Source organism: Mesorhizobium loti (assembly GCF_013170705.1).
Lineage (GTDB): Bacteria > Pseudomonadota > Alphaproteobacteria > Rhizobiales > Rhizobiaceae > Mesorhizobium > Mesorhizobium loti_D.
Window position 1 is genome coordinate 4458260 of sequence record NZ_CP033334.1, and the last position, 26764, is coordinate 4485023.

The window sequence follows — 26764 nt, forward strand, 5'->3', positions numbered from 1 at the left end:
AAATTGCTATATTTCGGCCATGACGGCGACGACCCGCACTCTTGCATCCGGACCCGGCTGGCACGTCGCGGACGTGATCTGCACGGCCGGTGCCGGCGACCGGCCGTTCGAGGAGGCCCATCAGGATTTCTGCGTCGCGGCGGTCACCAGCGGCACGTTCCGCTACCGCGCGCGGCAAGGCACCGCCATGCTGTCGCCGGGCGCATTGCTGCTCGGCAATCCCGGTACATGCTATGAATGCGGGCACGAGCATGGCAGCGGCGACCGTTGCCTCTCGTTCCATTTCGGGCCGGCCTATATGGAACGGATCGTCGCCAACGTGCCGGGCGCCCGAACCCTCACCTTCGAGGCGCCGCGCCTGCCGCCCTTGCCGGCCTTGGCACCGCTGCTGGCCGAGGCGGAAGCCGCGCGCGACATGGCCGATAAGGATGCCTTCGAGGAACTTTCCCTGCGCTTCGCGGGTGCCGCCGTGGCCACGGTTTCCGGCGCCACGCCTGTCCTGCGCACGCCAAGCCGCCGCGATCAGAAACGAGTGGCGGAAGCGGTGCGGCGGATCGAGCTGGATGCCGACGGGCCGGTTTCGCTGTCCGCACTGGCGGATGGGGCGGCGACCAGTCCCTATCATTTCCTGCGCATTTTCCGGCAGGTTGCCGGCATGACGCCCTACCAGTTCCTGCTCAAGACCCGGCTGCACCGGGCGGCGGTGCGGCTGCGCCTGTCGGACGATGCGATCTCGGCGATAGCCTTCGACGCCGGTTTCAACGACCTGTCGACTTTCAACCGCCGGTTTCGACGCGTCATGGGCGAGACGCCACGCGATTATCGCGCCCGCCGGTCAGACAGCACCGGCATGCGGGTGCCTCGACGGAGACAAGCTCAATCCGAGGTCGGTCCGCACCAGCCCGGCAGATAGTCCGCGTCCTTGCCCTTGGCGAGCGTCAACGCCTCCTTCATCGCCTTGTCGAAATTCTTCGCAACCGCATTGCGATCGATGCGCCGGCGAAGGAAATCCGCCCAGATGAATTCGCTGAACGGCGTCGTGTCCTTGGCGAAGCCGCCTTGCCGGCGCAACTCGCCGGCCATGCTTCTATAGGGATCATCGATCAACTCGCCGATTGTCTTTGGAATTGCCGAGTAGTCGCGGCGGCGGCCGTTCTCATCGAACGGGTGCATCCAGCCTCTGTTGTCGAGCACGAAAAGAAACGCGTCCTTGTCAAGCGCGGACAGGTCGCTGATCACGGTCACTAGCACGTCCTTGACGCCTTCTTCGAGCAGGGCGCGAGCGAGGTGATGGTGATCGGTGACGTAGTTTCGATTTTTGGGACCCAATACGACGGGCACCATGTGTCTGCCGAGAAAAGCGCCGGTCTTCTTCTTGGCGTCCTGTTCCCGGATCATCTGGCGTTTCAACGCAACTTCCCGCATGCCGACCGTTATCTGCGTCGGCCGCAAGTCCTCGACGGGAACCGGCGTGACAATGGGTTCTCGGGGGTCGATCATGGCACTCCATCCTGTTCTTGCTGCTGCTGTTGCCCCGGACCAAGTGATTTGATCGCCGCGTCGACGCTGTGGAATATGTGTTTCGTGCCGACCATTTCAGCGATGCCGAACCGCGCCAGGGCCGCCTGGGCGCGCAGCGATTCCAGACGCGCGATTGCAAAGACCGCGCCCGCCTTGCGGCAATGAAGGATGGTGTCGATCAGGGCCTGGGCGGCGGTGTAGTCGATTTCGACGATATTGCTGGCCTCCAGCACGACCAGTTTCACTGTTTCGTTCCTGGCATCGACGAGATCGCAAAGGCCGCGCTTGAAACGGTCGGCATTGACGAAGGACAGCGGCGCCTGGAAGGCCGCGACCAGAACGCCTGGGAGCTGCTCGCCGGCACCTGGCTTGCCGGGCGGCCACCAGACGGAGGTCCCCGGCACTTGTTCGAGCTCGATCGGCTGCGTCTGGGTTGCGCTCCAGATCCCGTGCAACAGCGACAGGCCGATGCCGACTGCCACGCCGGTCTCGATAGGTAACACGACGATCGCCGCCATCGTGATCAGGATCAAGGCGAATTCGACCGGCGCCTGCCGGTAGACGCTGGCGAACACCTTCCATCGCAGTATGTGCTGGGCAACGAACATCAGGACGCCGGCAAGGGCTGCCTGCGGAACATTGGCGAGCAGACTGCCGCCGAAGGCGCCGAGCGCCAGCACGATGGCCGCGGCAATGAGGCCGGACAGTTGCGAGCGGCCGCCCGACTGGGAAACGATTGCCGTGCGCGGCGGGCTGGCGTTGACGGCAAAGGCGCCGAACAGGCCGGACGCGATGCTGCCGGCGCCGGCGCCGACGAAATCGCGGTTGACGTCGGGTGCATCGTCCGGTTGCGAGGCAAAGGAACGCGAGGTGGCGGCCGTCTGCACCATGACGACGATGGCGATCAGCAGAGCCAGCGGAACGAGCGCCTGCACATCTTTGAGGCCGGCCTCCGGCAAGTAGGCTCGCGGCAGACCGTTTGGCAGCGCGCCAAGCACCTCGACGCCGCGATCCCCGAGGTCGAAGGCGACGACCGCAAGCGTGGCAAGCACCATGCCGATCAGGGCGCCAGGGATGCGGGCGCTGATCCGTTCCGAGCAGAACACGATCGCGAACACGCCGAGGCCGAGCCCGAGGGCCCAGGGATTGGTGAGATGGAGACTGCCGGCAATCTCGCCGATACGCCGCAAGGTCTCACCGCTCTCGGCAGGCAGGCCGAGCAGCCCTGGCATTTGCGAGACGATGATGTGGACGGCGATGCCGGCCAAAAAGCCAGTTGTGACCGGCACCGAGAGGAGATCGGCGATCCAGCCGAGGCGAAAGATGCCGCTCAGCGTCACGATCGCCCCGACCATCAAGGCCAGCATGGCTGCCAGGGCCAGATAATGCGGCGAGCCGGATGTGGCGAGCAGCGCCAGGCTGCCGGCAAACAGTGGCGTGATGGTCGAATCCGCTCCAACCGAGAGGTGGCGATTGGCGCCAAACAGGGCAAACGCCACCGAACCGGCGACAAAAGCGAAGAACCCGACCTCGGGAGCAAAGCCGCCGAGCCGGGCCGTTGCCATCTGCTCGGGAATGGCGATCGCGGCCAGTGTCAAACCCGCGACCAGATCGCCATTGAGATCCCGAGGCTGCCAGCCGCTCAACGCTCGCAAAGGCAGCCAGCGGCTCCGATTCATCGTACTTGCGGCTTTCGCTTGGGGAAATCGGTCCATTGCCGGCTTTTGCCTTGTGGCGGCGAAAAGCGTTGTGGCCATATCGTCGCAATCAGCGGTATCCTTTTGAAATTACCACCAAAAATGACACTGGAAAAGTGCCGCTAACATTGGAGTTTCGGCTGCGCTTCCTATATAAGCGGTCAGTGATTCCTGATTAGATTGTGATCCGATTTGACCGACCAAAAGACACCGCGCGGCGCCGACGGCGGCCCTACCGGCATCGAGCCCATCTCCATCATCGAGGAGATGCAGAGCTCGTATCTCTCGTACGCCATGAGCGTGATCGTCAGCCGTGCGCTGCCCGATGTGCGCGATGGCCTGAAGCCTGTCCATCGCCGCATCCTCTACGCGGCGCATGAGAGCGGCTACCACTGGAACCGCAAATATGTGAAGTCGGCGCGCCCGGTGGCCGACGTGATGGGTAAATACCATCCGCATGGCGACGCCTCGATCTATGATGCCTTGGTACGCATGGCGCAGGATTGGTCGCTGCGCGTGCCGCTGATCGACGGGCAGGGCAATTTCGGCTCGATCGACGGCGATCCGCCGGCGGCGATGCGCTACACCGAGTCGCGGCTGACCAAGGTCGCGCATGAACTGCTGGAGGATATCGACAAGGACACCGTCGATTTCCAGGACACTTATGATGCCTCGGACACCGAGCCGAAGGTCCTGCCGGCGCGCTTTCCCAATCTGCTGGTCAATGGCTCCGGCGGTATCGCCGTCGGCATGGCCACCAACATCCCGCCGCACAATCTTGGCGAAGTCTGCAATGGCGCCATCGCCGTCATCGACAATCCGGCGATTGACCTGCCGGCGCTGATGGAGATCATTCCGGGCCCTGATTTCCCGACCGGCGGCATCGTGCTCGGCCGTTCCGGCATCTACAGCGCCTATTCGACCGGCCGTGGCTCCATCGTGATGCGCGGCAAGGTCAACATCGAGCAGCGCGGCAATGACCGTGAATCGATCATCATCACCGAGGTTCCCTACCAGGTGAACAAGGCCTCGATGATCGAGAAGATGGCCGAGCTGGTGCGCGACAAGCGCATCGAGGGCATTTCCGACATCCGTGACGAAAGCGACCGCCAGGGCTATCGCGTCGTCATCGAGCTGAAGCGCGACGCCGTCGCCGATGTCATCCTCAACCAGCTTTACCGGTTCACGCCGCTGCAGTCTTCTTTCGGCGCCAATATGGTGGCGCTGAATGGCGGCAAGCCGGAACTGCTGACCCTGACCGACATGCTGAAGGCGTTCGTCTCCTTCCGCGAAGAGGTCATCACAAGGCGGACGAAATTCCTGCTGCGCAAGGCGCGAGACCGCGCGCATGTGCTGGTTGGTCTCGCCATCGCCGTTGCCAATATCGACGAGGTCATCAAGCTGATCCGCACCGCGCCGGATCCGCAGACGGCGCGCGAGCAGTTGATGGAGCGGCGCTGGCCCGCGGGTGATGTCGAATCGCTGATTCTTCTGATCGACGATCCGCGCCACCGCATCAACGAGGACGGCACCTACAATCTCTCCGAGGAGCAGGCGCGCGCCATTCTTGAGTTGCGCCTGCAGCGCCTGACCGCGCTCGGCCGCGATGAAATCGCCGACGAGTTGAACACGATCGGCGACGAGATCAAGGACTACCTCGACATCCTGTCGTCGCGCGCGCGTGTCCAGCAGATCGTCAAGGACGAACTCGCCGCAGTGCGCGACGAGTTCGGTACGCCACGCCGCACCGAACTCACCGACGGCGGCGCGGACATGGAAGACGAGGACCTGATCCAGCGTGAGGACATGGTCGTGACGGTGAGCCACTCCGGCTACATCAAGCGCGTGCCGCTGTCGCTGTACCGGGCGCAGCGCCGCGGCGGCAAGGGCCGCTCCGGCATGTCGACCAAGGAAGAGGATTTCGTCACCCGGCTGTTCGTGGCCAACACGCATACGCCGGTACTGTTCTTCTCTTCACGCGGCATCGTCTACAAGGAAAAGGTCTGGCGGCTGCCGATCGGCAATCCGCAATCACGCGGCAAGGCGCTGATCAACATGCTTCCGCTGGAGCAGGGCGAGCGCATCACCACGATCATGCCGCTGCCCGAGGACGAAACGAGCTGGGGCGAACTCGACGTGATGTTCGCCACCACGCGCGGCACCGTGCGCCGCAACAAGCTGTCCGATTTCGTCCAGGTCAACCGCAATGGCAAGATCGCCATGAAACTGGAGGAGGAAGGCGACGAGATCCTCGGCGTCGAGACCTGCACCGACAATGACGACGTGCTTTTGACCGCGAGTTCCGGCCAGTGCATCCGCTTCTCGGTCGGCGACGTGCGCGTGTTCCAGAGCCGCAACTCTGTCGGCGTGCGCGGCATCACCATGGCCGAGACCGACCGCATCATCTCCATGTCGGTGATCGAGAGTGTCGATGCGTCGCCGGCCGAACGCGCCGCCTATCTCAAGCGGGCAGCAGCCGAACGGCGGCTTGCCGCCGGTATCGCGGCCGGCGAAGAGGAAGAAATCGCGCTGACCAATGAAGAGGTCGGCGAGGAGACGGAGCTTTCCGACGAGCGCTACGAGTTCCTCAAGGCGCACGAGCAGTACGTGCTGACGGTTACCGAATACGGCTACGGCAAGCGCTCGTCTTCCTACGATTTCCGTCTGACCGGACGCGGTGGCAAGGGCATCCGGGCCACCGACGTGTCGAAGGCGGCCGAGATCGGCCGGCTGGTGGCGACCTTCCCGGTCGGGAATGACGACCAGATCATGCTGGTGTCGGATGGCGGGACCGTCATCCGGGTGCCGGTCAACGGCATCCGTTTCGCCAGCCGCGCCACCAAGGGCGTGACCATCTTCAATACGGCTGAGGGTGAGAAGGTGGTTTCTGTCGAGCGGATCTCGGAGCCGCAAGCGGACGAGGAGAGCGAAGAGGCCGTCGAGGGTGGCGTAGAGTCCGGTCCGGTGACGGCTACTGGCTCGGATGGTCCCGAGTAAGTCCTGGACCGGTTTTTGACATAGCAACGCCGGCCCATTGGCCGGCGCGGCAGGAAGTCTGGAATGACTTAGTAGTGACGATACGGCTTGCGCGGGCCGAAGCCTTCGAAGCGCTTGACGGTTGCCTTGACGCGGACGCGTTGTGCCTCTTGATGCAGCCCGAAAACGGTGGCGATCAGCATGGCGACGGTCATTGCGGTGGCGAGCATGTAGATCAGCATTTGCGTGTTCTCCTGCGCCTTACAACGGATAGATGGGATTTTGGTTTCATCTTATTAAGGTGCAATCTAATGAACGCTGCGTGAAGGCTTGGTGATCAGCTTGTTCATCTGTCGTTCATGCGCCGGAAAAGGTTCACGGCCCGCCCGCCATCGGGTTTGCCTTTGTGAGAGAGGCTCGCTAGAGCCTGTTCCATCTTGGTGGACTGAAGATGAAACAGGCTCAAGCTTTCATTTGAGCATGATCTCCAGGACAAACGAAAAACCGTTTGTCCGCAAAAACCGGTTTCCACTTTTTGGGATCATGCATTAGAAGCTCCGCCATGACCGAACGCATCGCCCTTTATGCCGGCTCCTTCGACCCGCTGACCAACGGCCATCTCGATGTGCTGAAGGCGTCGCTGGCGGTTGCCGACATCGTCTATGCCGCGATTGGCATTCATCCCGGCAAGAAGCCGCTGTTCTCCTTCGAGGAACGGGTCCAGTTGATCGAAGCCGCCACGAAAGCCGAATTTGGCAGCGATGGCGCCCGCATCCGGGTGGTCGCCTTCGACGGGCTTGTCATCGATGCTGCGAGGAAGCAGGGCGCCTCGATCATGATCCGCGGGCTACGCGACGGTACCGATCTCGACTACGAGATGCAGATGGCCGGCATGAACGAGACCATGGCGCCTGAATTGCAGACGGTCTTTCTGCCCGCCAGCCCGTCGGTGCGCACCATTACCGCCACACTTGTACGGCAGATAGCCTCGATGGGCGGCAACATCCGCCCCTTCGTGCCGGCGGCAGTTGCTGGCGCGCTCACCGCCAAATTCGCGAAATAAGCCTCGGAGAAAATACATGCAGCTGAAAAGGCTCGCCTCGTTCCTTGTCGTGCTCGCCGGTCTTTTGACCGCTTCCGTTTCCGCCTATGCCGCCGATCCCGAAAACACCATGATCATCACGCTGAAGGACGGCGACGTCACGATCGCGCTGCGGCCCGACCTGGCGCCCAAGCATGTCGCGCAGATCAAGAAGCTCGTGCGTGACCATGCCTATGACAATGTCGCCTTCCACCGCGTGATCGACGGCTTCATGGCGCAGACCGGCGACGTCAAGTTCGGCAACATGAAGAAGGGTTTCAACTCGCAGGCCGTCGGCACCGGCGGTTCGGACCTGCCGGACCTGCCTGCCGAGTTCTCTCAGACCGAGCACTACAAGCGCGGCGTGGTCGGCATGGCCCGCTCGCAGGATCCGAACTCCGCCAATTCGCAGTTCTTCATCATGTTCGCGCCGGCGCCGCCGCTCGACGGCCAGTACACCATCGTCGGCAACGTCGTCAGCGGCATGGAACTGGTGGACAAGATCAAGAAGGGTGACGAGGCCGACAACGGTACGGTTACCGACCCGGACCGGATGATCAAGGTGCGCATCGCCGCGGACAAATAATTCTGTTTTTTGAGAAAAAGGATATCTGACATGGCTGAGATCAAGGACCGCGAGAACGCGCTCATCCTGGAAACGACCAAGGGCAAGGTCGTCATCGAACTTTTCCCCGACCTGGCTCCGGGCCATGTCGCCCGCATCAAGGAACTGGCCAGGGAAGGCGCTTATGACGGCGTGGTCTTCCACCGCGTCATCGACGGCTTCATGGCGCAGACAGGCGACGTGAAGTTCGGCAATTCGAACAAGCCGACCTTTGCTCCTTCGCGCGCGGGCATGGGCGGTTCCGACAAGCCGGACCTGAAGGCTGAGTTCTCCAACGCCAACCATGGCCGCGGCACCTGCTCGATGGCGCGTGCGCAGAACCCGAACTCTGCCAATTCGCAGTTCTTCATCTGCTTCGACGATGCCGCTTTCCTCAACCGCCAGTATACGGTCTGGGGCCAGGTCATCGAAGGCATGGACAATGTCGACAAGATCAAGCGCGGCGAGCCGGTTGTCGATCCCGACAAGATCGTGTCGCTGAAGGTCGCGGCGGACGTCAAGTAAGGCGAGACGACAATGATGGGCGTCGTCTGGTCGCTTCTCGGCATCCTGTCCGGCGCCTTCATTGCCATTCAGGCCCCGATCAATTCGCAGCTGGCGCGCGGCCTGGGTCTCCCGGTCGCGGCCGCTGCCTTCTCGTTCCTGTCGGGCGCCATCGTGCTCGGCATCATCTCCGTCACGGTGGTGAAGCTGCAAGGAATCTCGCTCGACTGGAAGGCGCCGGCGCCGTGGCTGTTCGTTGCCGGCGGCATGCTCGGCGGATTCTATGTCACGCTCTCCACTATTCTCACGCCGCGCATCGGGGCCGCCGCCTTGATGGCGTTCCTCGTGGCCGGCCAGCTGCTGGCCGGCATGCTTATCGATCGCGTCGGCTTCCTGGGCGTCGCGGTGCGCGAGATCTCGCTAGGCCGGGTCGCCGGCGCGGTGCTGCTGCTGGTCGGGGCGCTGCTCGTCCGGCTCTACTGATGCGCGTCGATCTCTTCGACTTCGACCTGCCGGAAGAGCGCATCGCGCTCCGCCCGGCGGAGCCGCGCGACAGCGCCAAGATGCTGGTGGTCAAGCCGGGCGAAGAGCTTGAAGACCAGGCGGTTGGCGACCTGCCATCCCTGCTCAGGGCCGGCGATGTGCTGGTGTTCAACGACACCAAGGTCATCCCGGCGCAGCTCAAAGGCGTCAGGCGGCGCGGCGAAGCGGCGGCGCAAGTCGAAGCGACACTGCATATGCGCGTGGCGCCGGACCGTTGGCTGGCCTTCATGCGGCCAGGCAAGCGTATCGCCGCCGGCGACCGCATCCATTTCGGTCATGACGGCAATTCCTGTTTCCTGGGCCAGCTTGATGCCACGGTGATCGAGAGGGGCGAGGGCGGCGAGGCGCTGCTTGGCTTCGACCTGTCGGGGCCTTTCCTCGACGAAGCGCTGCAGGCCGTCGGCCACATCCCGCTGCCTCCCTACATCGCCTTGAAGCGCGACGACGACGAGCGCGACCGCGCCGACTACCAGACCATCTATGCAAGGGAGGAAGGCGCGGTCGCCGCCCCTACCGCGGGCCTGCATTTCACGCCGGAGCTTTTCGCGGCTCTCGACGCCAGGGGTGTCGAACGCCACTTCGTGACCTTGCATGTCGGCGCCGGCACGTTCCTGCCGGTGAAGGCCGACGACACCGCCGACCACAAGATGCATGCCGAGATCGGTTCGGTCAGTGAAGCGACTGCCGACGCGCTTAACGCTGCCAAGGCGAGGGGCGGGCGCATCATTGCCGTTGGCACGACCTCGCTACGCCTGCTGGAGAGTGCCGCGCGTGAAGATGGCACGGTGCCAGCGTGGTCCGGTCCGACCGACATCTTCATCACGCCCGGCTACCGCTTTCGCACGGCCGACATGCTGATGACCAATTTCCATCTGCCGCGCTCGACGCTGTTCATGCTGGTTTCGGCCTTCAGCGGTCTCGACACGATGCGTGGCGCCTATGCGCATGCCATTGCGAACCGGTACAGGTTCTACTCCTATGGAGACGCAAGCCTGCTTTTTCGAGCGGAGATGAGCGATGGACGATGATCTGCAAGCCCTCGATCGCGAAGGCCTGATCGCCGAAGTGAAAAAGCTGCGCGCCGGCATTCGCGCGCATCGCGACACGTCAGGCCATGATCTCTGCTGGCATCACCCGGATCTGTGGGACCTGCTGCCTGAAAAGACCGCGCCATCGATCGCCGTGCCGCCCTGGCCAAAATTCATGCGCGGCTGCGTGCAATACCGCCAGTCGCTCGACAGGCAGGCGCCTGAAGCGCCGGTTCATGACAAGGAATTCAATGGCTAAGCCGTTCAGCTTCAAGGTTCTGGCGACCGACGGCAAGGCGCGGCGCGGTGTCATCGACATGCCGCGTGGCGAAATTCGCACGCCGGCCTTCATGCCCGTCGGCACCGGCGGCACCGTCAAGGCCATGTATATGGAACAGGTGCGCGGCGTCGGCGCCGACATCATCCTGGGCAACACCTATCACCTGATGCTGCGGCCGGGCGCCGAGCGCGTGGCGCGGCTCGGCGGCCTGCATGAATTCGCCCGCTGGCCGCATCCGATCCTGACCGACAGCGGCGGTTTTCAGGTGATGTCACTGTCGAAGCTGAGGAAACTGACCGAAAAAGGCGTCACCTTCCGCTCACATATCGATGGCGCAGCCTACGAGATGTCGCCGGAGCGTTCGATCGAGATTCAAGGCCTGCTTGATTCCGATATCCAGATGCAGCTCGACGAATGCACGGCGCTGCCAGCTGAGTTGAAGGAGATCGAGCGCGCCATGGAGCTGTCGCTGCGCTGGGCCGAGCGCTGCAAGGTGGCGTTCGGCGACCAGCCCGGAAAGGCGATGTTCGGCATCGTGCAGGGCGGCGACAACGCGGCGCTGCGCGTGCGTTCGGCGCAGGCGCTGAGCGCGATGGATCTCAAGGGCTATGCGGTCGGCGGCTTGGCCGTCGGCGAGCCGCAAGCGGTGATGCTCGAGATGCTCGACATCACCTGTCCGGAGCTGCCTGATGACAAGCCGCGCTATCTCATGGGTGTCGGTACCCCTGACGATATCCTGAAATCGGTGGCGCGCGGCATCGACATGTTCGATTGCGTCATGCCGACACGGGCCGGCCGGCACGGCCTTGCCTATACAAGGCGCGGCAAGGTCAATCTGCGCAACGCGCGCCATGCGGACGACCCGCGCCCGCTGGACGAGGAAAGCGACTGCCCGGCGGCGCGGGATTATTCGCGTGCCTATCTGCATCATCTCGTGCGCTCGCAGGAGGCGCTTGGCGCGATGCTGCTCACCTGGAACAATCTTTCCTACTACCAGAAGCTGATGCAGGACATCCGCGCCGGGATCGAGACCGGGAGCTTCGAGACGCGTGGGGCCGAGATCACGGAGGGCTGGGCGAGGGGCGACATCCCCGTCCTGTAAAACCTCAAGTGCTCAGCGAATTCGACGCCCGCAAGCTGCAGCCTGTAATCTGGAACGTGCCGTCGGGCTGCTGCTGCAGTGTGTAGACGGCCTCGTAGTCCTTGCCGTCGGGGCCGACGATGAGCACCTGCTGTACAATTGAACCCGGGCCCGTCTGTTCGACCTTGCCGAAGGCATAGGACTGTGGCTTGCGCACCGGCGGGTAGCCATTGGTCACCATGTTCATGAAGGCATCGACGGTCGGGAACACCTGCTTCACGTTCGGGGCGGCGAAGCTGTAGGCCTTGGCGCCATCATTAGCGAGTAGGGCCTTCAACTGACCATCGATGACAGCCTGGCCTGCCTTGATTTCGGCATCGCCGGCAAAGGCCGAGGATATGAAGATGAATGGAATGACTGCGAATGCGAAAAAAGCGCGGCGCATGGCCTGTCTCCGTCGTTCCTCGGAAGGGTCCCTCAAAAATGATGTCCGAAGACCCACGATAACATACGCTTGGCGATGCATCCCGGTTTCACCGATTGCGAATATTCGCCACCGGAATGTCATGCCGGTTGCGGGACCGCGCGAGGCCGTGGCCAGTGCTCGTGTCGGCCAAGTACGGATTCCAATGCTTGAAAGGCCGCCTCCAGTCTGCCAGAAGGGCCGCTTGGACTTGGACGTTTAGCGGGACGAAGCCATGAAGGCGTTTTTCGTGCAGATCAAATGCGAGCTGGGCAAATCCTATGAGGTTGCCAGCGCGCTTGCCGATGCCGAGATCGCCTCGGAGATTTACTCCACTGCCGGCAACTATGATCTGCTCGCCAAATTCTATGTCGACGATGAGGAAGATGTCGGCCACTTCGTCAACGAGAAGGTGCAGATTCTCCCCGGCATCAAGGACACGTTCACGGTCGTCACGTTTCGTGCCTTCTAGCCGGGAATGTATTTGCCCGGGCGCGAGGCAAAGCCTGATCAAGGCCGTATTTCAGCTGCCTCAATTTTAGGCAGGCGCGACATACTGATCGCCCGGACCTCCCAAATCACCGATTGCGCTTGATTTTCTCCGGCGACGCCAGTGAAATGGCGTCACAGGGGAGTATGCGATTGGCAGCGTTCGATGAAATGCTTCCGGAAGTCTCCGGATTGAGAAGACCGTATTCGGCTTATGATCGCTGGCTGAAGGAGCAGGATCCGGCCAGGCTTACCGAGAAGATGCAGGACGCCGAACGCGTCTTCCGCAAAACCGGAATCACCTTTGCCGTCTACGGCGAGCAAGAGGCGTCCGAGAGACTTATTCCCTTCGACATCGTTCCGCGCATCATTTCGGGCAATGAGTGGCGACGCCTGACGCAAGGCATCGAGCAGCGCGTGCAGGCGCTGAACGCCTTCCTCGACGACATATACCATCGCCAGGAGATCCTGCGCGCTGGCCGTGTCCCCAGGGACCTCATCGCCAGGAACGAGGCTTTCCTGCCGGAGATGATCGGGGTGCGGCCGCCGGCCGGCGTCTACACCCATATCATCGGCGTCGATATCGTGCGCATCAGCGAGGACGAATTCTACGTGCTGGAGGACAATGCACGCACGCCGTCGGGTGTCTCCTACATGCTGGAGAACCGCGAGACGATGATGCAGCTGTTCCCAGAGCTGTTCCAGAAGATCAAGGTGCGGCCGGTCGAGAACTACCCGCAGCTGCTGCGCCAGTCGCTGGCGGCGGTGCGGCCGCAGAGCACCAAGGGCGCGCCGACCATCGCGGTGCTGACACCAGGCAGTTTCAACTCGGCCTATTTCGAGCACGCCTTCCTTGCCGACCAGATGGGCGTGCAACTGGTCGAGGGGCAGGATCTGCGCGTCGTCGACGGCCATGTCGCGATGCGCACGACCGAGGGCTACAAGCAGATCGACGTGCTTTACCGCCGCGTCGACGATTCCTTCCTCGACCCGCTGACCTTTCGGCCGGATTCGGCCCTCGGCATACCGGGCATCATGGATGTCTACCGCGCCGGCAACATCACCATTGCGAATGCGCCGGGCACCGGTATCGCCGACGACAAGGCGATCTATTCCTACATGCCCGAGATCGTCGAATTCTACACAGGCCGCAAGGCGATCCTCGGCAACATCCCGACGTGGCGCTGTTCCGAGCCGGACAGCCTGAAATATGTGCTCGAGCACATCCATGAGCTGGTGATCAAGGAAGTGCACGGGTCGGGCGGCTACGGCATGCTGGTCGGCCCGGCGGCGACCAAGAAGGAATGCGAGGCGTTCGCCAAGAAACTGGCCGCGAAGCCTTCGAACTATATCGCCCAGCCGACACTGGCGCTGTCGACCTGCCCGATCCTGACCGACAAGGGGCTGGCACCGCGCCACGTCGATCTCAGGCCCTACGTGCTGGTTTCCGACCGCATCCAGATCGTGCCCGGTGGCCTGACGCGCGTGGCGTTGAAGGAAGGCTCGCTGGTGGTCAATTCCTCGCAGGGCGGCGGAACGAAAGATACCTGGGTGTTGGATGACTGAGTGAGTAGGGAATAGTCAGTAGGCAGTAGTGAAATTAAGGGGACGGGAAATGCCATATTCCATTGAGATTCAATCGCTTACTATTCCCTACTCACGATTCCCTACTCACTAGCCCGAAGGGCCTCACATGCTTTTAGGCCGGACCGCCAACGGGCTCTACTGGATGAACCGCTACATAGAGCGGGCCGAAAACATGGCGCGGCTGGTCGATGCCGGGCTGCGCATGGCGCTGACGCGCACGCAAAGCGCGTCGGAGGAATGGAATTCGGTGCTGCTCAGCGCCGGCTCCGACGTCGCCTTCCAGCAGAAGTATTCTGACTATACGGCGGCCGATGTCGCCGATTTCCTGCTGCGCGACACCTCGAACCCGTCGAGCACGATGTCGTCGATCGAGACGGCCCGCAACAATGCCCGCATGGTGCGCACCGCGCTGACGCGCGAGACCTGGGAAAGCATCAACGAAGCCTGGATGTCACTGAAGCGGATGCTGGCCAGGCCGATCGACGAGCGCGACCTGCCAAGCGTCCTCGACGCGATCAAACGCGAGACGGCGCTGATCCGCGGCTCGTTCTACGGCACCATGCTGCGCAACGAGATCTTCGATTTCTCGCAACTCGGCACCTATGTCGAGCGCGCCGACAACACGGCACGCATCCTCGATGTGAAATATTACGTGCTGTTGCCGTCGATCTCCTGGGTCGGCTCGACGCTCGACAACTATCAGTGGGAATCGATCCTGCGCTCGGTGTCGGCGCATCGCTCCTATCGCTGGGTCTACGACGCCGACTACAAGCCGACCAATATCGCCGACTACCTGATCCTCAACGTACGCATGCCGCGTTCGCTGACTTTCTGCTACCGCTTCCTGTCTGAACATCTGAAGTTCCTCGGCGACGATTACGGCGAGCGTCACGCCTGCCACGCAACGGCGGAGAAGACGCAGACCATGCTGAGGGCAGGGTCGATCAAGGACATTTTTGATGCCGGCCTGCATGAGTTCCTGGCCAACTTCATTCGCGACAATACCAGGCTCGGCGACGAGATCGCGCAGGATTACCGGTTTTATTGAGGAAGCCATGAGGCTCAAGATCACGCACCGGACCGAATACCGTTACGACGCGCCGGTGCAATATCTGCTGCAGCGGCTGCGGCTGCTTCCGGTGAGCGGGCAGACACAGACGGTCCTGTCATGGGCGCTGAAGGTCGAGGGCGCGCGCGAGGAAGTGCGATTTACCGACCACTATGGCAACGATACCCGACTGCTGAGCGTCGAGGGTGACCATGACTTCATCACGGTCGAGGCGTCTGGCGAGGTGGTGACGCGCGACACGTCAGGCGTTAGCGGGCCGCATCACGGCTTCGCGCCGCTGTGGTTGTTTGCCCAGGAGACACCGCTGACCACCATAGGCGGTGGCATTCGCGATCTTGCCGAAGCGGTCGGCGCGGGCACCGATATCGAGAGGCTGCATCGGCTGATGGCAATGATCGGCGAGCGCGTCGCCTACACGCCCGGCACCACCAATGCGACGACACCGGCTGAAGAGGCGCTGGCGCTGAAAACCGGGGTTTGCCAGGACCACAGCCATATCTTTGCCGCCACCGCGCGCGCCATGGGTTTTCCCTCGCGCTACATCAGCGGATATCTGATGATGGATGCCGTCGAACAAGCGGCAAGCCATGCCTGGGCCGAAGCGCATGTCCCGGGCCTCGGCTGGGTCGCCTTCGACCCCGCCAACGGTATTTCTCCCGATGAACGCTATGTGAAGGTGGCCACCGGCCGCGACTATCGCGATGCCTCGCCGGTATCGGGAATTCGGCTGGGGCAGGCGGAAGAACAGCTTGCGGTCACCGTCACGGTGGAGCAGTAATCCCGCAAGGATTAGTGCCAAGAAGAGATTCCATGACCTATTGCGTCGGCCTGAAGATCGATCGCGGGCTCGTGTTCATGTCGGACACGCGCACCAATGCCGGCATGGATTCGATCTCGACCTTCAAGAAGATGCATGTCTGGGAGCAGCCCGGCGAACGCGTCATCGTGCTTATGTCGGCCGGCAATCTGGCGACGACACAGGCCGTGGTCAGCCTGCTCGACGAACGTACGAAGGCGGTCGGCGATCGTCACGAGAAGCTCCTGGACACGCCATCCATGTACCAGGCGGTGCGGCTGGTCGGCGACACGGTCAAGGAGGTGATCGCGCATTCCTCGCCCGCCGGCGAGAAGGCCGATTCCTATTTCAATGCCTCCTTCATCCTTGGCGGACAGATCAAGGGCAGTCCGCCGCGGCTGTTCATGATCTATCCCGAGGGCAATTTCATCGAGTCGACCGACGACACGCCGTTCTTTCAGATCGGCGAGACCAAATACGGCAAGCCGATCATCATTCGCGCCTATGAGCGGACCATGAGCCTGGCCGAGACGGTGAAGCTGCTCCTGGTGTCGTTCGATTCGACGCTGAAATCGAACCTGTCGGTTGGCTTGCCGCTCGACCTTCTGTTCCTTGAGAAGGATACTTTCAAGGTTGGCCTGAAGAAGCGGATCGGTCAGGACGACCAGTATTACCGCACGATCTCCGATGGCTGGTCGAATGCATTGAAGACGGCTTTTGCCAGCCTGCCGGATTTCCCGGGATAATGCATGTCGCCCAAAGCGACCCCGGTTCTAGGCGAACGACATGCATGAAAACAAGGACCCAAAGCGCATCGCCGTCGATCCGATCAAATGCAATGCGCTTCAGGGCGCGGCAGGCGACAGCTGTTGCATCTTTTGCATGTTAACTAGCGTGGAATCGAGAGCCGGACCAAGGTGCCGGATTTGCGATCATGTCGGGAGGACAGGATGAACACCAACGAGTTCCGGCAATGGTCGCAGCGTGCCGCCGACTGGGGTGCCGACTATCGCAATTCATTGCGCGAGCGGCCGGTGCGGCCGCCGGTCGATCCAGGCGACATTTTCAGGAGCATCGAAGCCACTCCGCCCGAAGACGCCGAACCGATGGACAGGATCTTCGCCGACTTCGAGGAGAAGATCGTGCCGGGGATGACGCATTGGCAGCATCCGCGCTTCTTCGCCTATTTCCCGGCCAACGCGGCGCCGGTCTCGGTGGTGGCCGAGTATCTGGTGTCGGCAATGGCCGCGCAATGCATGCTTTGGCAGACGTCGCCGGCCGCGACCGAACTCGAAACACGCACCGTGGACTGGATGCGCCAGGCGCTCGGCCTGCCCGAAGGGTTCTCCGGCGTGATCCAGGATTCAGCCTCGTCGGCGACACTCAATGCCGTGCTGACCATGCGCGAGCGGGCGCTGGATTGGCAAGGCAACCGACAGGGCCTGGCCGGGCAGGCACGGCTGCGCGTCTATTCCTCGGATCAGGTGCACACTTCGATCGACCGCGCGATATGGGTTTCGGGCATCGGCGAGGACAATTTGGTGCGCATTCCTGTCAGCGGCCGTTTCCGCTCCATGGATACAGCGGCTCTGGAAGCGGCAATTGTCGCTGATCGTGCGGCCGGAATGCTGCCCGCCGGCATCATAGGCAGCGTCGGTGGAACCAGCATCGGCGGCACGGACGATATCGCCGCGATCGCCGGTGTGGCGCGCCGGCATGGGCTCTATCTGCATGTCGATGCCGCCTGGGCCGGGTCGGCAATGATCTGCCCGGAGTATCGCCATTTCTGGGCCGGAGCCGAACACGCGGATTCTGTCGTCTTCAACCCGCACAAATGGCTTGGCGCACAGTTTGACTGCTCCATCCAGTTCTTGCGACAGCCGGAAGACTTGGTGCGTACGCTGGCGATCAAGCCCGAATTCCTCAAGACGCACGGACGTGACGGCATCATCAACTATTCCGAATGGTCGGTGCCGCTCGGCCGGCGCTTCCGCGCCTTGAAATTGTGGTTCCTGCTGCGCGCCCACGGGCTGCAAAACCTGCGCGCCATGATCCGCAACCATGTCGCGTGGAGCGAGGGGCTTGCCGCACGGCTGGCGGGAGAGCCGGATTTCGAGATCGTCAGCGAACCGATGCTGTCGCTGTTTTCGTTCCGGCACAAAACGACTTCAAGCGCTGATGCCGACGAGCATAATCTGCGGCTGGTCAATGCGATCAACGATGACGGCCGTATCTACCTGACGCAGACGAGGGTCGACGGCCAGGTGGCAATACGGTTCCAGGTCGGCCAATTCGAAACGACCGCTGGTGACGTCGACGCGGCTTTTGCCGTCATCACCGAAATCGCGAGGAATAGCGCGATCCAGCCTTGATGGCGTTGCGTTTCGGCTTTGCCTTGGCGATCAGGTGATTTCTGTTAGCCGGCTTATGCCTTTTCATGGCTTTCGCTTTCGTTTATAGACAAGAAAAACGAAAACGGGAGCTTGCCTTATGTATCTGTCTCCGCGCCATGCCGAGATCATCCAAATGGCCAAGGACCATGGCCGTGTGCTGGTCGACGACCTGGCCACTCATTTCAATGTGACGCCGCAGACCATTCGCAAGGATCTCAACGATCTATGCGACCAGCGGCTGCTTTCGCGCATCCATGGCGGCGCCTTGTTCCCTTCCGGGATCGAGAACATGGAGTATGAGGCGAGGCGCAAGATCGCGGCGGACGAGAAGGAAGCGATCGGCCGCGCTGCGGCAAGGCTGATTCCCGACAATGCCTCGCTGTTCATCAATATCGGAACCACGACGGAGGCGGTCAGCAAGGCGTTGCTTGATCACAGCGGCCTCATGGTCATCACCAATAACATCAATGTTGCCAACAGGATGCGCGTATATCCTTCGATCGAGGTGGTGATCGCCGGCGGTGTGGTGCGCGGCTCGGACGGCGGCGTCGTCGGCGAAGCCGCGGTCGATTTCATCCGGCAGTTCAAGGTCGACTACGCCGTCATCGGCGCTTCGGCCATCGACCACGACGGCGCCTTGCTCGATTTCGATTTTCGCGAGGTAAAGGTGGCGCAGGCGATCATTGCGAATGCCAGGCACGTCATCCTGGTCTCCGACCAGACCAAGTTCGAGCGCACCGCGCCGGTGCGTATCGGCCACCTGTCACAGGTCAACACCTTCATCACCGACCGTTGCGACATCGCATCGGTACGCAAGATCTGCCAGGAGGCGGAAGTTCAACTGATCGAGACGTCGCTTGGCTGAGGCTGATCACGGCCGCCTCACGATGTCGTGATATTTCGTTTGACATTCGTTATCAGTTCGAAATAATTCCGCCACGGTTTCGCAAAAGACCAAAAATGGTGCAATGCGAAATCGTGGAGGCTTTAAGTGGACACAACTTCAGTCCGGGATATTTTCGTAATCGGCGGCGGCATCAATGGCTGCGGTATAGCCCGCGATGCCGTGGGGCGCGGGTTTTCGGTTTTTCTCGCCGAGATGAACGACCTCGCCTCCGGAACCTCCTCCGGTTCGACCAAGCTGATCCATGGCGGCCTGCGTTACCTCGAATTCTACGAATTCCGCCTGGTGCGCGAGGCGCTGATGGAGCGTGAGGTTCTGTGGAAGAACGCGCCGCACATCATCTGGCCGATGCGCTTCGTGCTGCCGTATGCCAAGGGCCTGCGCCCCGCCTGGCTGATCCGGCTCGGCCTGTTCCTCTACGACCACATTGGCGGCCGCAAATTGCTGCCGGCGACCAGGACGCTCGACATGGCGAGCGACCCGGCGGGAAAGCCTTTGAAGCCGCTGTTCAAAAAGGCCTTCGAATATTCCGACGGCTGGGTGAACGATGCGCGCCTGGTGGCGCTCAACGCACGCGATGCCGCTGATCGCGGCGCGACGATTCGAACCCGTACGAAGGTTGTCGGCGCGCACCGCGAAGACGGCCTTTGGACAATCAAGATCGAGAATCTGCAGAACGGCGAGGCCGAGGAGGTCAAGGCCCGGCTGCTGGTCAATGCCGCCGGACCATGGGTCGATCATGTGCTTTCCGGCGTCGTCGGCCTGAACGATGTGCACAATGTCCGTCTCGTGCAGGGCAGCCATATCGTCATCGCCAAGAAATTCGACGATCCGCGCGCCTATTTCTTCCAGAACAAGGATGGGCGGATCATCTTCGCCATCCCCTACGAGGAAGAGTTCACGCTGATCGGCACCACGGACCAGGATTATCCCGGCGATCCCCACGACGTGAAGATCAGCGATACCGAGATCGATTATCTCTGCGCCGCGGCCAGCGAGTATTTCGCGCAACCCGTCAAGCGTTCGGACATTGTCTGGACCTATTCGGCGGTGCGTCCGCTCTATGATGACGGCGCTTCCAAGGCGCAGGAAGCAACGCGCGACTACGTGCTGAAGGCCGAGGGCGGCGAGGGCGAAGCGCCGATCGTCAATGCTTTCGGCGGCAAGATCACGACCTACCGCCGGCTGTCGGAATCGATGCTGGAGAAGATCGAGGGTTTTCTCGGCAAGCGCGGCAAGCCGTGGACGTCGGACGCGCCGCTGCCGGGCGGCGATTTCCCGGCGACCGGTTTCGATGCGCAGGTTGCCAAGCTGAAGGCTGCCTATCCGTTCCTCGATGCGCGCCTCGCCCGGCGGCTGACGCGGCTCTACGGGACGCGCGCTCAGGTTCTGCTCGGACTTGCCAAGTCAAACGCCGAGCTCGGCCGCAATTTCGGTGGCGACCTCTACGAGGCCGAGGTTCGCTATCTCGTTGAAAACGAATGGGCCATCACCGCAGAGGACGTGCTTTGGCGCCGGACCAAGCGCGGCCTGCATCTCGCCCGCGAGCAGGTCGCAGCCCTCGATGAATTCATGCGCGGCATAAGCCGCCGGCATGTCGTGGCCGCTGAATGAGGAGATTTTGAGCTGATGCAGAAAGCCTGGGAGGAGGCGTCATGCTTGAACTGAGGAACGTCACCAAGACAGTCGGTGCGGTAGAGCACATACACGACGTGTCGCTGACCCTTCAGCACGGCTCGCTCAACGTGCTGCTTGGACCGACGCTTTCCGGCAAGACCAGCCTGATGCGGCTGATGGCCGGCCTCGATGCGCCGACCTCCGGTTCGGTCTGGTTCGATGGCCATGATGTCACGGGCACACCGGTGCAGAAGCGCAAGATCGCCATGGTCTACCAGCAGTTCATCAATTATCCGGCGATGACTGTCTATGAGAACATCGCCTCGCCTCTGAGGGTGGCCGGCGTCGAGCACGGCAAGATCGACAGCCAGGTGCGCGAGGCCGCCGCGCTTCTCAAGCTGACGCCCTATCTCGACCGCACACCGCTCAACCTGTCGGGCGGCCAGCAGCAGCGCACGGCGCTGGCGCGCGCCATCGTCAAGAATGCCAGCCTGGTGCTGCTCGACGAACCACTCGCCAATCTCGACTACAAACTGCGCGAGGAGTTGCGGGCCGAACTGCCGAGGATTTTTGCCGCCGCCGGCACCATCTTCGTCTATGCCACCACGGAGCCGCACGAGGCGCTGCTGCTCGGCGGCAACACGGCAACGCTGTCGGAGGGCCGCATCACCCAGTTCGGGCCGACAATCGACGTCTTCCGCAGGCCGGTCGACCTGGTGACGGCCAGGACCTTCGCCGATCCGCCGCTCAACACCATCGTGCTGGCCAAGAAAGGCGCCGACTTCCTGCTCGAAGGCGGGGTGAAGCTGCCGGTGCCATCCGAACTCGTCGGCATCGCCGACGGCAACTACACGATCGGCTTCCAGCCGCACCATCTTTCACTCGAACGGCCCAATGCCTCGGCGGTGCCGGTGCGGGCAAAGGTCACCATCACCGAGATTACCGGGTCCGAGAGCTTCATCCATCTCGATTTCGCCGATGTGCGCTGGGTGATGCTGGCGCACGGCATCCGCGATTTCGAGACCGACGCGGTGGTCGAGGTGTTCATCGACCCGCGACACATCATGGTCTTCGACGAGTACGGCCGCGCCGTGGCCGCGCCGAAGCTTGCGGCTTGAGGAGGGCGATATGGCGCGCATCGACGTCAACCATGTCAGGCATTCCTACCTGCCGAACCCGCGGAAGGATGCCGATTTCGCGCTGCGGGAAGTGCACCACACTTTCGAGGATGGCGGCGCCTATGCGCTGCTCGGCCCGTCCGGCTGCGGCAAGACAACGCTGCTCAACATCATTTCGGGGCTGCTTCATCCCTCGCACGGCCAGTTGCTGTTCAACGGCAGGGACGTGACCAATCTGTCGACGCAGGAGCGCAACATCGCGCAGGTGTTCCAGTTCCCGGTCATCTACGACACCATGACCGTCTACGACAATCTGGCCTTCCCGCTGCGCAATCGCGGCGTGCCGGAGGCCGATGTCGACCGCAAGGTGCGCGAGACGCTGGAGATGATCGACCTGGCGTCGTGGGCGAAGAAGAAGGCGAGGGGCCTGACCGCCGACCAGAAGCAGAAGATCTCGCTCGGCCGCGGGCTGGTGCGCTCCGATGTCAACGCCATCCTGTTCGACGAGCCGCTGACGGTCATCGACCCGCACATGAAATGGGTGCTGCGCTCGCAGTTGAAGCAGCTGCATCGGCGCTTCGGCTACACCATGGTCTACGTCACCCATGACCAGACCGAGGCGTTGACCTTCGCCGACCAGGTTGTGGTCATGTATGATGGCGGTATCGTCCAGATCGGCACGCCGGCGGAACTCTTCGAGCGGCCGCGCCACACTTTTGTTGGCTATTTCATCGGCTCGCCCGGCATGAACGTCATGCCGGTGGCGATCGACGGCAAGACGGCGACGCTCGGCTCCCAGCGGATCGAATTGCCGGGCGCACCCAAAGCGGCCGGCGGTGCCGTCGAACTCGGCATCCGTCCCGAATATGTGCGTCTCGGCCGCGACGGCATGGCTGTTTCAATCAGCAAGGTCGAGGATCTGGGTCGTCACAAGGTGGTGCGCGCCAAATTGGAGGGGCGCGACATCGCCGCCGTCATCGGCGAAGACGAGGCCGTTCCGGCCGAACCGAAGGTGCGGTTCGAGCCTGCGGGCATCAACATCTATGCCGATTCCTGGCGTGTCGAGATGGGGGCATAGATGGACAAGACCTGGAACAACAAGGCCTGGTTCCTGGTGCTGCCGGTGCTGGTGCTGGTGGCGTTCTCGGCCGTCATCCCGCTGATGACCGTCGTCAATTATTCGGTGCAGGACACGTTCGGCAACAACGTCTTCTTCTGGGCCGGCACGGAGTGGTTCGAGGAACTGCTGCATTCCAGCCGCTTCTGGGAGGCGATGAGCCGCAACCTCATCTTCTCCTTCATCATCCTCGCCATCCAGGTGCCGCTTGGCATCTTCATCGCGCTCAACATGCCGAAGAAGGGCTGGGGGGTGCCGGTCTGCCTGGTGCTGATGGCGCTGCCGCTGCTGGTGCCGTGGAACGTCGTCGGCACCATCTGGCAGGTGTTCGGGCGCAACGATATTGGCCTGCTCGGCTACTACGTCAATGCGCTCGGCATCGACTACAATTACGTGCAGGATCCGTTCGACGCCTGGGTGACGATCATCGTCATGGATGTCTGGCACTGGACGAGCCTCGTCGTGCTGCTCTGCTATGCCGGTCTGGTCTCGATCCCGGACGCCTTCTACCAGGCGGCCAAGATCGACGGCGCCTCGCGCTGGGCGGTGTTCCGCTACATCCAGTTGCCGAAGATGCAGCGGGTGCTGCTGATCGCCGTATTGCTGCGCTTCATGGACAGTTTCATGATCTATACCGAGCCTTTCGTCGTCACCGGCGGCGGGCCGGGCAACTCGACGACGTTCCTGTCGATCGACCTCGTCAAGACGGCGCTCGGCCAGTTCGACCTCGGTCCGGCGGCCGCCATGTCGCTGGTCTACTTCCTCATCATCCTTTTGTTGTCATGGGTGTTCTACACCGTGATGACCAATTACGACGCGGAGCGCTGAGATGGCCGGCGCCAATGAACGAACCGAGCGCAATGCGATGAACGGGGCAGCCGCCGCGGAAGGTCTGGCCAGTTCGCTGTCGCAGAGCGAACTCGACAGGCGGATGCGCCGCCGCGGCGAGGAATCGCGCTGGTGGTGGATCGTGCCGACGCTCTACATCTTCGTGCTGTTGCTGCCGATCTACTGGCTCATCAATATGAGCTTCAAGACCAATGCGGAGATCGTCAATTCGCTGACGCTCTATCCGCACGCGCCAACCATCGCCAACTATGTCACGATCTTCACGCAGAAGGCCTGGTATTCCGGCTATATCAACTCGATCACCTATGTCGTCATGAACATGGTGATTTCGGTGTCCGTGGCCTTGCCGGCGGCCTACGCCTTCTCGCGCTACCGCTTCCTTGGCGACAAGCATCTGTTCTTCTGGCTGCTCACCAACCGCATGGCGCCGCCGGCGGTGTTCGCGTTGCCGTTCTTCCAGCTCTACTCCGCGTTCGGCCTGATCGACACGCATATCGCGGTGGCGCTGGCGCACTGCCTGTTCAACGTGCCGCTGGCGGTGTGGATCCTCGAAGGCTTCATGTCCGGGGTGCCGAAGGAGATCGACGAGACCGCCTATATCGATGGCTATTCCTTCCCGCGCTTCTTCATAAAGATCTTCATGCCGCTGATCGCCAGCGGCATCGGTGTCGCCTGCTTCTTCTGCTTCATGTTCTCGTGGGTCGAACTGCTGATCGCCCGCACACTGACCACGACCGACGCCAAACCCATCGCGGCGACCATGACCCGCACAGTGTCGGCATCGGGCATGGACTGGGGGCTGCTGGCCGCCGCCGGTGTGCTGACGCTGATCCCCGGCGCGCTCGTGATCTGGTTTGTGCGAAACTACATCGCCAAGGGCTTTGCCCTGGGGAGGGTTTGACCATGAATCTCGACTTCTCCTGGATGGCATGGACCTGGCCGACGGCCGCCTTCTTCATCGTCATCGCGCTGCTGCTGGTCGGCATGGGGGTCTGGGAATACGCGTCGCCCGGCGGCAATCCGCGTGTCGGCGTGCTGCGCTTCGAGACGACGCGCGGCGATCGCCTCTTCGTTTCGCTGCTTGGCAGCGCCTTTATCCATCTCGCTTGGCTGGGTCTGATTGGGCCCAGCCTGTGGTGGGCTCTCGCTCTCTCCGTGGTCTACGCCATCGGCGTGTTCCGCTACGTATAGAGGGGGAAACTGTTGGAGCGGCCGCGTGCTGGCGACCGCTCCAGATCGCACTTGAACCTTGAAAAGTGGAGGAAACACAATGCGACGGCAATTCCTAACATCAACGACTGCCCTTGTGCTATTGCTCGGTGTGGGCAACGCCTATGCCGGCATGGATGAGGCAAAAGCCTTTTTGGACAAGGAGATAGGCGACGTTTCATCTCTATCACGCGCCGATCAAGAAAAAGAGATGCAGTGGTTTATCGACGCCGCCAAGCCGTTTGCCGGCATGGAAATCAAGGTCGTGTCGGAAACGCTGACGACGCACCAGTACGAGTCGCAGGTGCTGGCTCCGGCCTTCGCCGCCATCACCGGCATCAAGGTCACGCATGACGTCATCCAGGAGGGCGACGTCGTCGAGAAGATCCAGACCCAGATGCAGACCGGCCAGAACCTTTATGACGGCTGGGTCAACGACTCCGACCTGATCGGCACCCATTGGCGCTATCAGCAGGTGCGCAACCTGACCGACTGGATGGCCAATGAAGGCAAGGATGTAACCAATCCGGGCCTCGATCTGAAGGATTTCATCGGCTCCTCCTTCACCACCGCGCCGGACAAGAAGCTCTACCAGCTTCCCGACCAGCAGTTCGCCAACCTCTACTGGTTCCGTTACGACTGGTTCAACGACGAGAAGAACAAGGCCGATTTCAAGGCCAAGTACGGCTACGACCTCGGCGTGCCGGTCAACTGGTCGGCCTATGAGGACATCGCGGAATTCTTCACCGGCCGCGATGTCGGCGGCAAGAAGGTCTATGGCCACATGGACTACGGCAAGAAGGATCCCTCGCTGGGCTGGCGCTTCACCGACGCCTGGCTGTCGATGGCCGGTAACGGCGACAAGGGCATCCCGAACGGCCTGCCGGTCGACGAATGGGGCATCAAGGTCAACGAGAAATCGCAGCCGGTCGGCTCCTGTACGGCGCGCGGCGGCGACACCAACGGCCCGGCGGCGGTCTATTCGATCCAGAAATACCTCGACTGGCTGAAAGCCTATGCGCCGCAGGAAGCGCAAGGCATGACCTTCTCCGAATCGGGTCCGGTTCCGGCGCAGGGCAACATCGCCCAGCAGATCTTCTGGTACACCGCCTTCACCGCCGACATGGTCAAGCCCGGCCTGCCGGTGATGAATGACGACGGTACGCCGAAGTGGCGCATGGCGCCGTCGCCGCATGGCGTCTACTGGAAGGACGGCATGAAGCTCGGCTACCAGGACGTCGGTTCGTGGACGCTGATGAAGTCGACGCCTGAAGACCGGGCGAAGGCTGCCTGGCTCTACGCCCAGTTCGTGACCTCGAAGACCGTGGACGTGAAGAAGAGCCATGTCGGCCTCACCTTCATCCGCGACTCCACCATTCACGACAAGAGCTTCACCGAACGTGCGCCGAAGCTCGGCGGCCTGATCGAGTTCTATCGCTCGCCGGCCCGCGTGCAGTGGTCGCCGACCGGCACCAATGTGCCGGACTATCCGAAGCTGGCGCAGCTGTGGTGGCAGGCGATCGGTGACGCGTCGTCGGGCGCCAAGTCGGCCCAGGAAGCGATGGACTCGCTCTGTGCCGAGCAGGAAAAGGTCATGGGCCGCATCGAGAAGTCCGGCGTCCAGGGCGACATCGGGCCGAAGCTCGCCGAGGAACACGATCTCGCCTACTGGAACGCTGACGCGGCCAAGGCGGGCAATATCGCTCCTCAGCTCAAGATCGAGACCGAGAAGGAAAAGCCGCAGACCATCAACTACGACGAACTGGTCAAGAGCTGGCAGAAGTAGGACTGTCTATGCGGGCGTTCACGCCCGTGTGAAATTGGGGGAGGCGGCGCGT

At 62.2% G+C, this 26764-nt stretch carries 27 protein-coding genes; 23 read left to right on the top strand and 4 right to left on the bottom strand.

The window, feature by feature from the left end; genetic code table 11:
* The first annotated feature begins 19 nt into the window (after window positions 1-19).
* The gene (locus EB815_RS21680; protein WP_056576811.1) at window positions 20-913 is read left to right on the top strand and encodes a helix-turn-helix transcriptional regulator; all 894 of its coding nucleotides are present in this window, start codon (window positions 20-22) and stop codon (window positions 911-913) included.
* On the opposite strand, the gene EB815_RS21685 is transcribed toward EB815_RS21680, so the two are convergent.
* On the bottom strand, window positions 877-1500 hold the full coding sequence (locus tag EB815_RS21685) for a ParB-like protein (protein ID WP_056576814.1): 624 nt from the start codon (window positions 1498-1500) through the stop codon (window positions 877-879). The genes EB815_RS21680 and EB815_RS21685 overlap by 37 nt on opposite strands.
* Window positions 1497-3200 (bottom strand): SulP family inorganic anion transporter, encoded by a 1704-nt coding sequence (locus EB815_RS21690; RefSeq protein WP_056576818.1) that lies wholly within the window; start codon window positions 3198-3200, stop codon window positions 1497-1499. The genes EB815_RS21685 and EB815_RS21690 overlap by 4 nt, the downstream gene beginning before the upstream one ends.
* 210 nt (window positions 3201-3410) lie before the next feature.
* On the opposite strand from EB815_RS21690, the gene gyrA reads away from it, so the two are divergent.
* Window positions 3411-6215: a DNA gyrase subunit A gene (gyrA, locus tag EB815_RS21695; RefSeq protein ID WP_056576821.1), complete on the top strand. Its 2805-nt coding sequence runs from the start codon at window positions 3411-3413 to the stop codon at window positions 6213-6215.
* 68 nt (window positions 6216-6283) lie between these two features.
* Here gyrA and EB815_RS21700 read toward each other — a convergent pair whose 3' ends face one another.
* Window positions 6284-6436, bottom strand: coding sequence for a hypothetical protein (locus EB815_RS21700; protein WP_081294748.1), 153 nt, complete (start codon window positions 6434-6436; stop codon window positions 6284-6286).
* A 320-nt stretch (window positions 6437-6756) separates the two neighbouring features.
* Between EB815_RS21700 and coaD the strand changes: the two genes are divergently transcribed.
* The 7 genes from coaD to tgt all read left to right on the top strand — a co-directional run bounded on the left by coaD (window position 6757) and on the right by tgt (window position 11336).
* A complete protein-coding gene (gene coaD, locus EB815_RS21705; protein ID WP_056576824.1) occupies window positions 6757-7257 on the top strand; it encodes a pantetheine-phosphate adenylyltransferase in 501 nt (166 codons plus the stop codon).
* A gap of 109 nt (window positions 7258-7366) precedes the next feature.
* On the top strand, window positions 7367-7861 hold the full coding sequence (locus EB815_RS21710) for a peptidylprolyl isomerase (protein ID WP_413814140.1): 495 nt from the start codon (window positions 7367-7369) through the stop codon (window positions 7859-7861).
* A gap of 30 nt (window positions 7862-7891) precedes the next feature.
* Complete coding sequence (locus EB815_RS21715) at window positions 7892-8404, top strand: peptidylprolyl isomerase (RefSeq protein ID WP_056576829.1); 513 nt, start codon at window positions 7892-7894, stop codon at window positions 8402-8404.
* A gap of 12 nt (window positions 8405-8416) precedes the next feature.
* A complete protein-coding gene (locus tag EB815_RS21720; protein ID WP_056576832.1) occupies window positions 8417-8866 on the top strand; it encodes a DMT family transporter in 450 nt (149 codons plus the stop codon).
* Entirely contained in the window at window positions 8866-9954 is a 1089-nt protein-coding gene (queA, locus tag EB815_RS21725; RefSeq protein ID WP_056576836.1) for a tRNA preQ1(34) S-adenosylmethionine ribosyltransferase-isomerase QueA, read from the top strand. The genes EB815_RS21720 and queA overlap by 1 nt, the downstream gene beginning before the upstream one ends.
* Window positions 9944-10213, top strand: coding sequence for a hypothetical protein (locus tag EB815_RS21730; RefSeq protein ID WP_056576839.1), 270 nt, complete (start codon window positions 9944-9946; stop codon window positions 10211-10213). The genes queA and EB815_RS21730 overlap by 11 nt, the downstream gene beginning before the upstream one ends.
* Window positions 10206-11336, top strand: a complete 1131-nt coding sequence (gene tgt, locus EB815_RS21735; RefSeq protein ID WP_056576842.1) for a tRNA guanosine(34) transglycosylase Tgt — start codon at window positions 10206-10208, stop codon at window positions 11334-11336. Before EB815_RS21730 ends, tgt begins: the two co-directional genes overlap by 8 nt.
* A gap of 4 nt (window positions 11337-11340) precedes the next feature.
* On the opposite strand, the gene EB815_RS21740 is transcribed toward tgt, so the two are convergent.
* Window positions 11341-11760, bottom strand: a complete 420-nt coding sequence (locus EB815_RS21740; RefSeq protein ID WP_056576845.1) for a DUF4864 domain-containing protein — start codon at window positions 11758-11760, stop codon at window positions 11341-11343.
* A 253-nt stretch (window positions 11761-12013) separates the two neighbouring features.
* Between EB815_RS21740 and EB815_RS21745 the strand changes: the two genes are divergently transcribed.
* From EB815_RS21745 to EB815_RS21810, 14 genes are all read left to right on the top strand, one after another.
* Window positions 12014-12250 carry an Lrp/AsnC family transcriptional regulator gene (locus EB815_RS21745; RefSeq protein ID WP_010909609.1) on the top strand — a complete coding sequence of 79 codons (237 nt, stop codon included), beginning with the start codon at window positions 12014-12016 and terminating at the stop codon, window positions 12248-12250.
* Between the two features lie 170 nt (window positions 12251-12420).
* Window positions 12421-13833 (top strand): circularly permuted type 2 ATP-grasp protein, encoded by a 1413-nt coding sequence (locus EB815_RS21750; protein WP_056576849.1) that lies wholly within the window; start codon window positions 12421-12423, stop codon window positions 13831-13833.
* A gap of 127 nt (window positions 13834-13960) precedes the next feature.
* Complete coding sequence (locus EB815_RS21755; protein ID WP_056576852.1) at window positions 13961-14902, top strand: alpha-E domain-containing protein; 942 nt, start codon at window positions 13961-13963, stop codon at window positions 14900-14902.
* A gap of 7 nt (window positions 14903-14909) precedes the next feature.
* The gene (locus tag EB815_RS21760; protein WP_056576855.1) at window positions 14910-15701 is read left to right on the top strand and encodes a transglutaminase family protein; all 792 of its coding nucleotides are present in this window, start codon (window positions 14910-14912) and stop codon (window positions 15699-15701) included.
* A 32-nt stretch (window positions 15702-15733) separates the two neighbouring features.
* Window positions 15734-16465 carry a peptidase gene (locus tag EB815_RS21765; RefSeq protein ID WP_056576858.1) on the top strand — a complete coding sequence of 244 codons (732 nt, stop codon included), beginning with the start codon at window positions 15734-15736 and terminating at the stop codon, window positions 16463-16465.
* 204 nt (window positions 16466-16669) lie between these two features.
* Window positions 16670-18091: a pyridoxal phosphate-dependent decarboxylase family protein gene (locus EB815_RS21770; protein WP_056576860.1), complete on the top strand. Its 1422-nt coding sequence runs from the start codon at window positions 16670-16672 to the stop codon at window positions 18089-18091.
* Between the two features lie 118 nt (window positions 18092-18209).
* Window positions 18210-18977 carry a DeoR/GlpR family DNA-binding transcription regulator gene (locus EB815_RS21775; protein WP_056576863.1) on the top strand — a complete coding sequence of 256 codons (768 nt, stop codon included), beginning with the start codon at window positions 18210-18212 and terminating at the stop codon, window positions 18975-18977.
* Window positions 18978-19103: 126 nt separating this feature from the next.
* Window positions 19104-20630: a glycerol-3-phosphate dehydrogenase gene (gene glpD / locus EB815_RS21780; protein ID WP_056576866.1), complete on the top strand. Its 1527-nt coding sequence runs from the start codon at window positions 19104-19106 to the stop codon at window positions 20628-20630.
* Window positions 20631-20671: 41 nt separating this feature from the next.
* The gene (locus EB815_RS21785; RefSeq protein ID WP_056576869.1) at window positions 20672-21751 is read left to right on the top strand and encodes an ABC transporter ATP-binding protein; all 1080 of its coding nucleotides are present in this window, start codon (window positions 20672-20674) and stop codon (window positions 21749-21751) included.
* 10 nt (window positions 21752-21761) lie between these two features.
* Window positions 21762-22829 carry an ABC transporter ATP-binding protein gene (locus EB815_RS21790; protein ID WP_056576872.1) on the top strand — a complete coding sequence of 356 codons (1068 nt, stop codon included), beginning with the start codon at window positions 21762-21764 and terminating at the stop codon, window positions 22827-22829.
* Window positions 22830-23696: a carbohydrate ABC transporter permease gene (locus EB815_RS21795; protein WP_056576874.1), complete on the top strand. Its 867-nt coding sequence runs from the start codon at window positions 22830-22832 to the stop codon at window positions 23694-23696.
* A gap of 1 nt (window position 23697) precedes the next feature.
* On the top strand, window positions 23698-24618 hold the full coding sequence (locus EB815_RS21800; protein WP_056576877.1) for a carbohydrate ABC transporter permease: 921 nt from the start codon (window positions 23698-23700) through the stop codon (window positions 24616-24618).
* Window positions 24619-24620: 2 nt separating this feature from the next.
* Window positions 24621-24908, top strand: coding sequence for a DUF2160 domain-containing protein (locus EB815_RS21805; RefSeq protein ID WP_056576880.1), 288 nt, complete (start codon window positions 24621-24623; stop codon window positions 24906-24908).
* 79 nt (window positions 24909-24987) lie between these two features.
* A complete protein-coding gene (locus EB815_RS21810; protein WP_056576883.1) occupies window positions 24988-26712 on the top strand; it encodes an ABC transporter substrate-binding protein in 1725 nt (574 codons plus the stop codon).
* Window positions 26713-26764 lie beyond the last annotated feature (52 nt).

What these genes read in the sequence shown, in the direction of transcription:
- EB815_RS21715 (WP_056576829.1), top strand. Translation starts at nt 7,892, where the DNA reads ATGGCTGAGATCAAGGACCGCGAGAACGCGCTCATCCTGGAAACGACC.
- EB815_RS21760 (WP_056576855.1), top strand. Translation starts at nt 14,910, where the DNA reads ATGAGGCTCAAGATCACGCACCGGACCGAATACCGTTACGACGCGCCG.
- EB815_RS21785 (WP_056576869.1), top strand. Translation starts at nt 20,672, where the DNA reads ATGCTTGAACTGAGGAACGTCACCAAGACAGTCGGTGCGGTAGAGCAC.
- EB815_RS21790 (WP_056576872.1), top strand. Translation starts at nt 21,762, where the DNA reads ATGGCGCGCATCGACGTCAACCATGTCAGGCATTCCTACCTGCCGAAC.
- tgt (WP_056576842.1), top strand. Translation starts at nt 10,206, where the DNA reads ATGGCTAAGCCGTTCAGCTTCAAGGTTCTGGCGACCGACGGCAAGGCG.
- EB815_RS21795 (WP_056576874.1), top strand. Translation starts at nt 22,830, where the DNA reads ATGGACAAGACCTGGAACAACAAGGCCTGGTTCCTGGTGCTGCCGGTG.
- EB815_RS21775 (WP_056576863.1), top strand. Translation starts at nt 18,210, where the DNA reads ATGTATCTGTCTCCGCGCCATGCCGAGATCATCCAAATGGCCAAGGAC.
- EB815_RS21685 (WP_056576814.1), bottom strand. Translation starts at nt 1,500, where the DNA reads ATGATCGACCCCCGAGAACCCATTGTCACGCCGGTTCCCGTCGAGGAC.
- EB815_RS21805 (WP_056576880.1), top strand. Translation starts at nt 24,621, where the DNA reads ATGAATCTCGACTTCTCCTGGATGGCATGGACCTGGCCGACGGCCGCC.
- EB815_RS21700 (WP_081294748.1), bottom strand. Translation starts at nt 6,436, where the DNA reads ATGCTGATCTACATGCTCGCCACCGCAATGACCGTCGCCATGCTGATC.
- EB815_RS21800 (WP_056576877.1), top strand. Translation starts at nt 23,698, where the DNA reads ATGGCCGGCGCCAATGAACGAACCGAGCGCAATGCGATGAACGGGGCA.
- EB815_RS21710 (WP_413814140.1), top strand. Translation starts at nt 7,367, where the DNA reads ATGATCATCACGCTGAAGGACGGCGACGTCACGATCGCGCTGCGGCCC.
- EB815_RS21770 (WP_056576860.1), top strand. Translation starts at nt 16,670, where the DNA reads ATGAACACCAACGAGTTCCGGCAATGGTCGCAGCGTGCCGCCGACTGG.
- EB815_RS21740 (WP_056576845.1), bottom strand. Translation starts at nt 11,760, where the DNA reads ATGCGCCGCGCTTTTTTCGCATTCGCAGTCATTCCATTCATCTTCATA.
- EB815_RS21720 (WP_056576832.1), top strand. Translation starts at nt 8,417, where the DNA reads ATGATGGGCGTCGTCTGGTCGCTTCTCGGCATCCTGTCCGGCGCCTTC.
- EB815_RS21730 (WP_056576839.1), top strand. Translation starts at nt 9,944, where the DNA reads ATGGACGATGATCTGCAAGCCCTCGATCGCGAAGGCCTGATCGCCGAA.
- EB815_RS21745 (WP_010909609.1), top strand. Translation starts at nt 12,014, where the DNA reads ATGAAGGCGTTTTTCGTGCAGATCAAATGCGAGCTGGGCAAATCCTAT.
- EB815_RS21690 (WP_056576818.1), bottom strand. Translation starts at nt 3,200, where the DNA reads ATGAATCGGAGCCGCTGGCTGCCTTTGCGAGCGTTGAGCGGCTGGCAG.
- coaD (WP_056576824.1), top strand. Translation starts at nt 6,757, where the DNA reads ATGACCGAACGCATCGCCCTTTATGCCGGCTCCTTCGACCCGCTGACC.
- EB815_RS21680 (WP_056576811.1), top strand. Translation starts at nt 20, where the DNA reads ATGACGGCGACGACCCGCACTCTTGCATCCGGACCCGGCTGGCACGTC.
- EB815_RS21810 (WP_056576883.1), top strand. Translation starts at nt 24,988, where the DNA reads ATGCGACGGCAATTCCTAACATCAACGACTGCCCTTGTGCTATTGCTC.
- queA (WP_056576836.1), top strand. Translation starts at nt 8,866, where the DNA reads ATGCGCGTCGATCTCTTCGACTTCGACCTGCCGGAAGAGCGCATCGCG.
- EB815_RS21765 (WP_056576858.1), top strand. Translation starts at nt 15,734, where the DNA reads ATGACCTATTGCGTCGGCCTGAAGATCGATCGCGGGCTCGTGTTCATG.
- EB815_RS21755 (WP_056576852.1), top strand. Translation starts at nt 13,961, where the DNA reads ATGCTTTTAGGCCGGACCGCCAACGGGCTCTACTGGATGAACCGCTAC.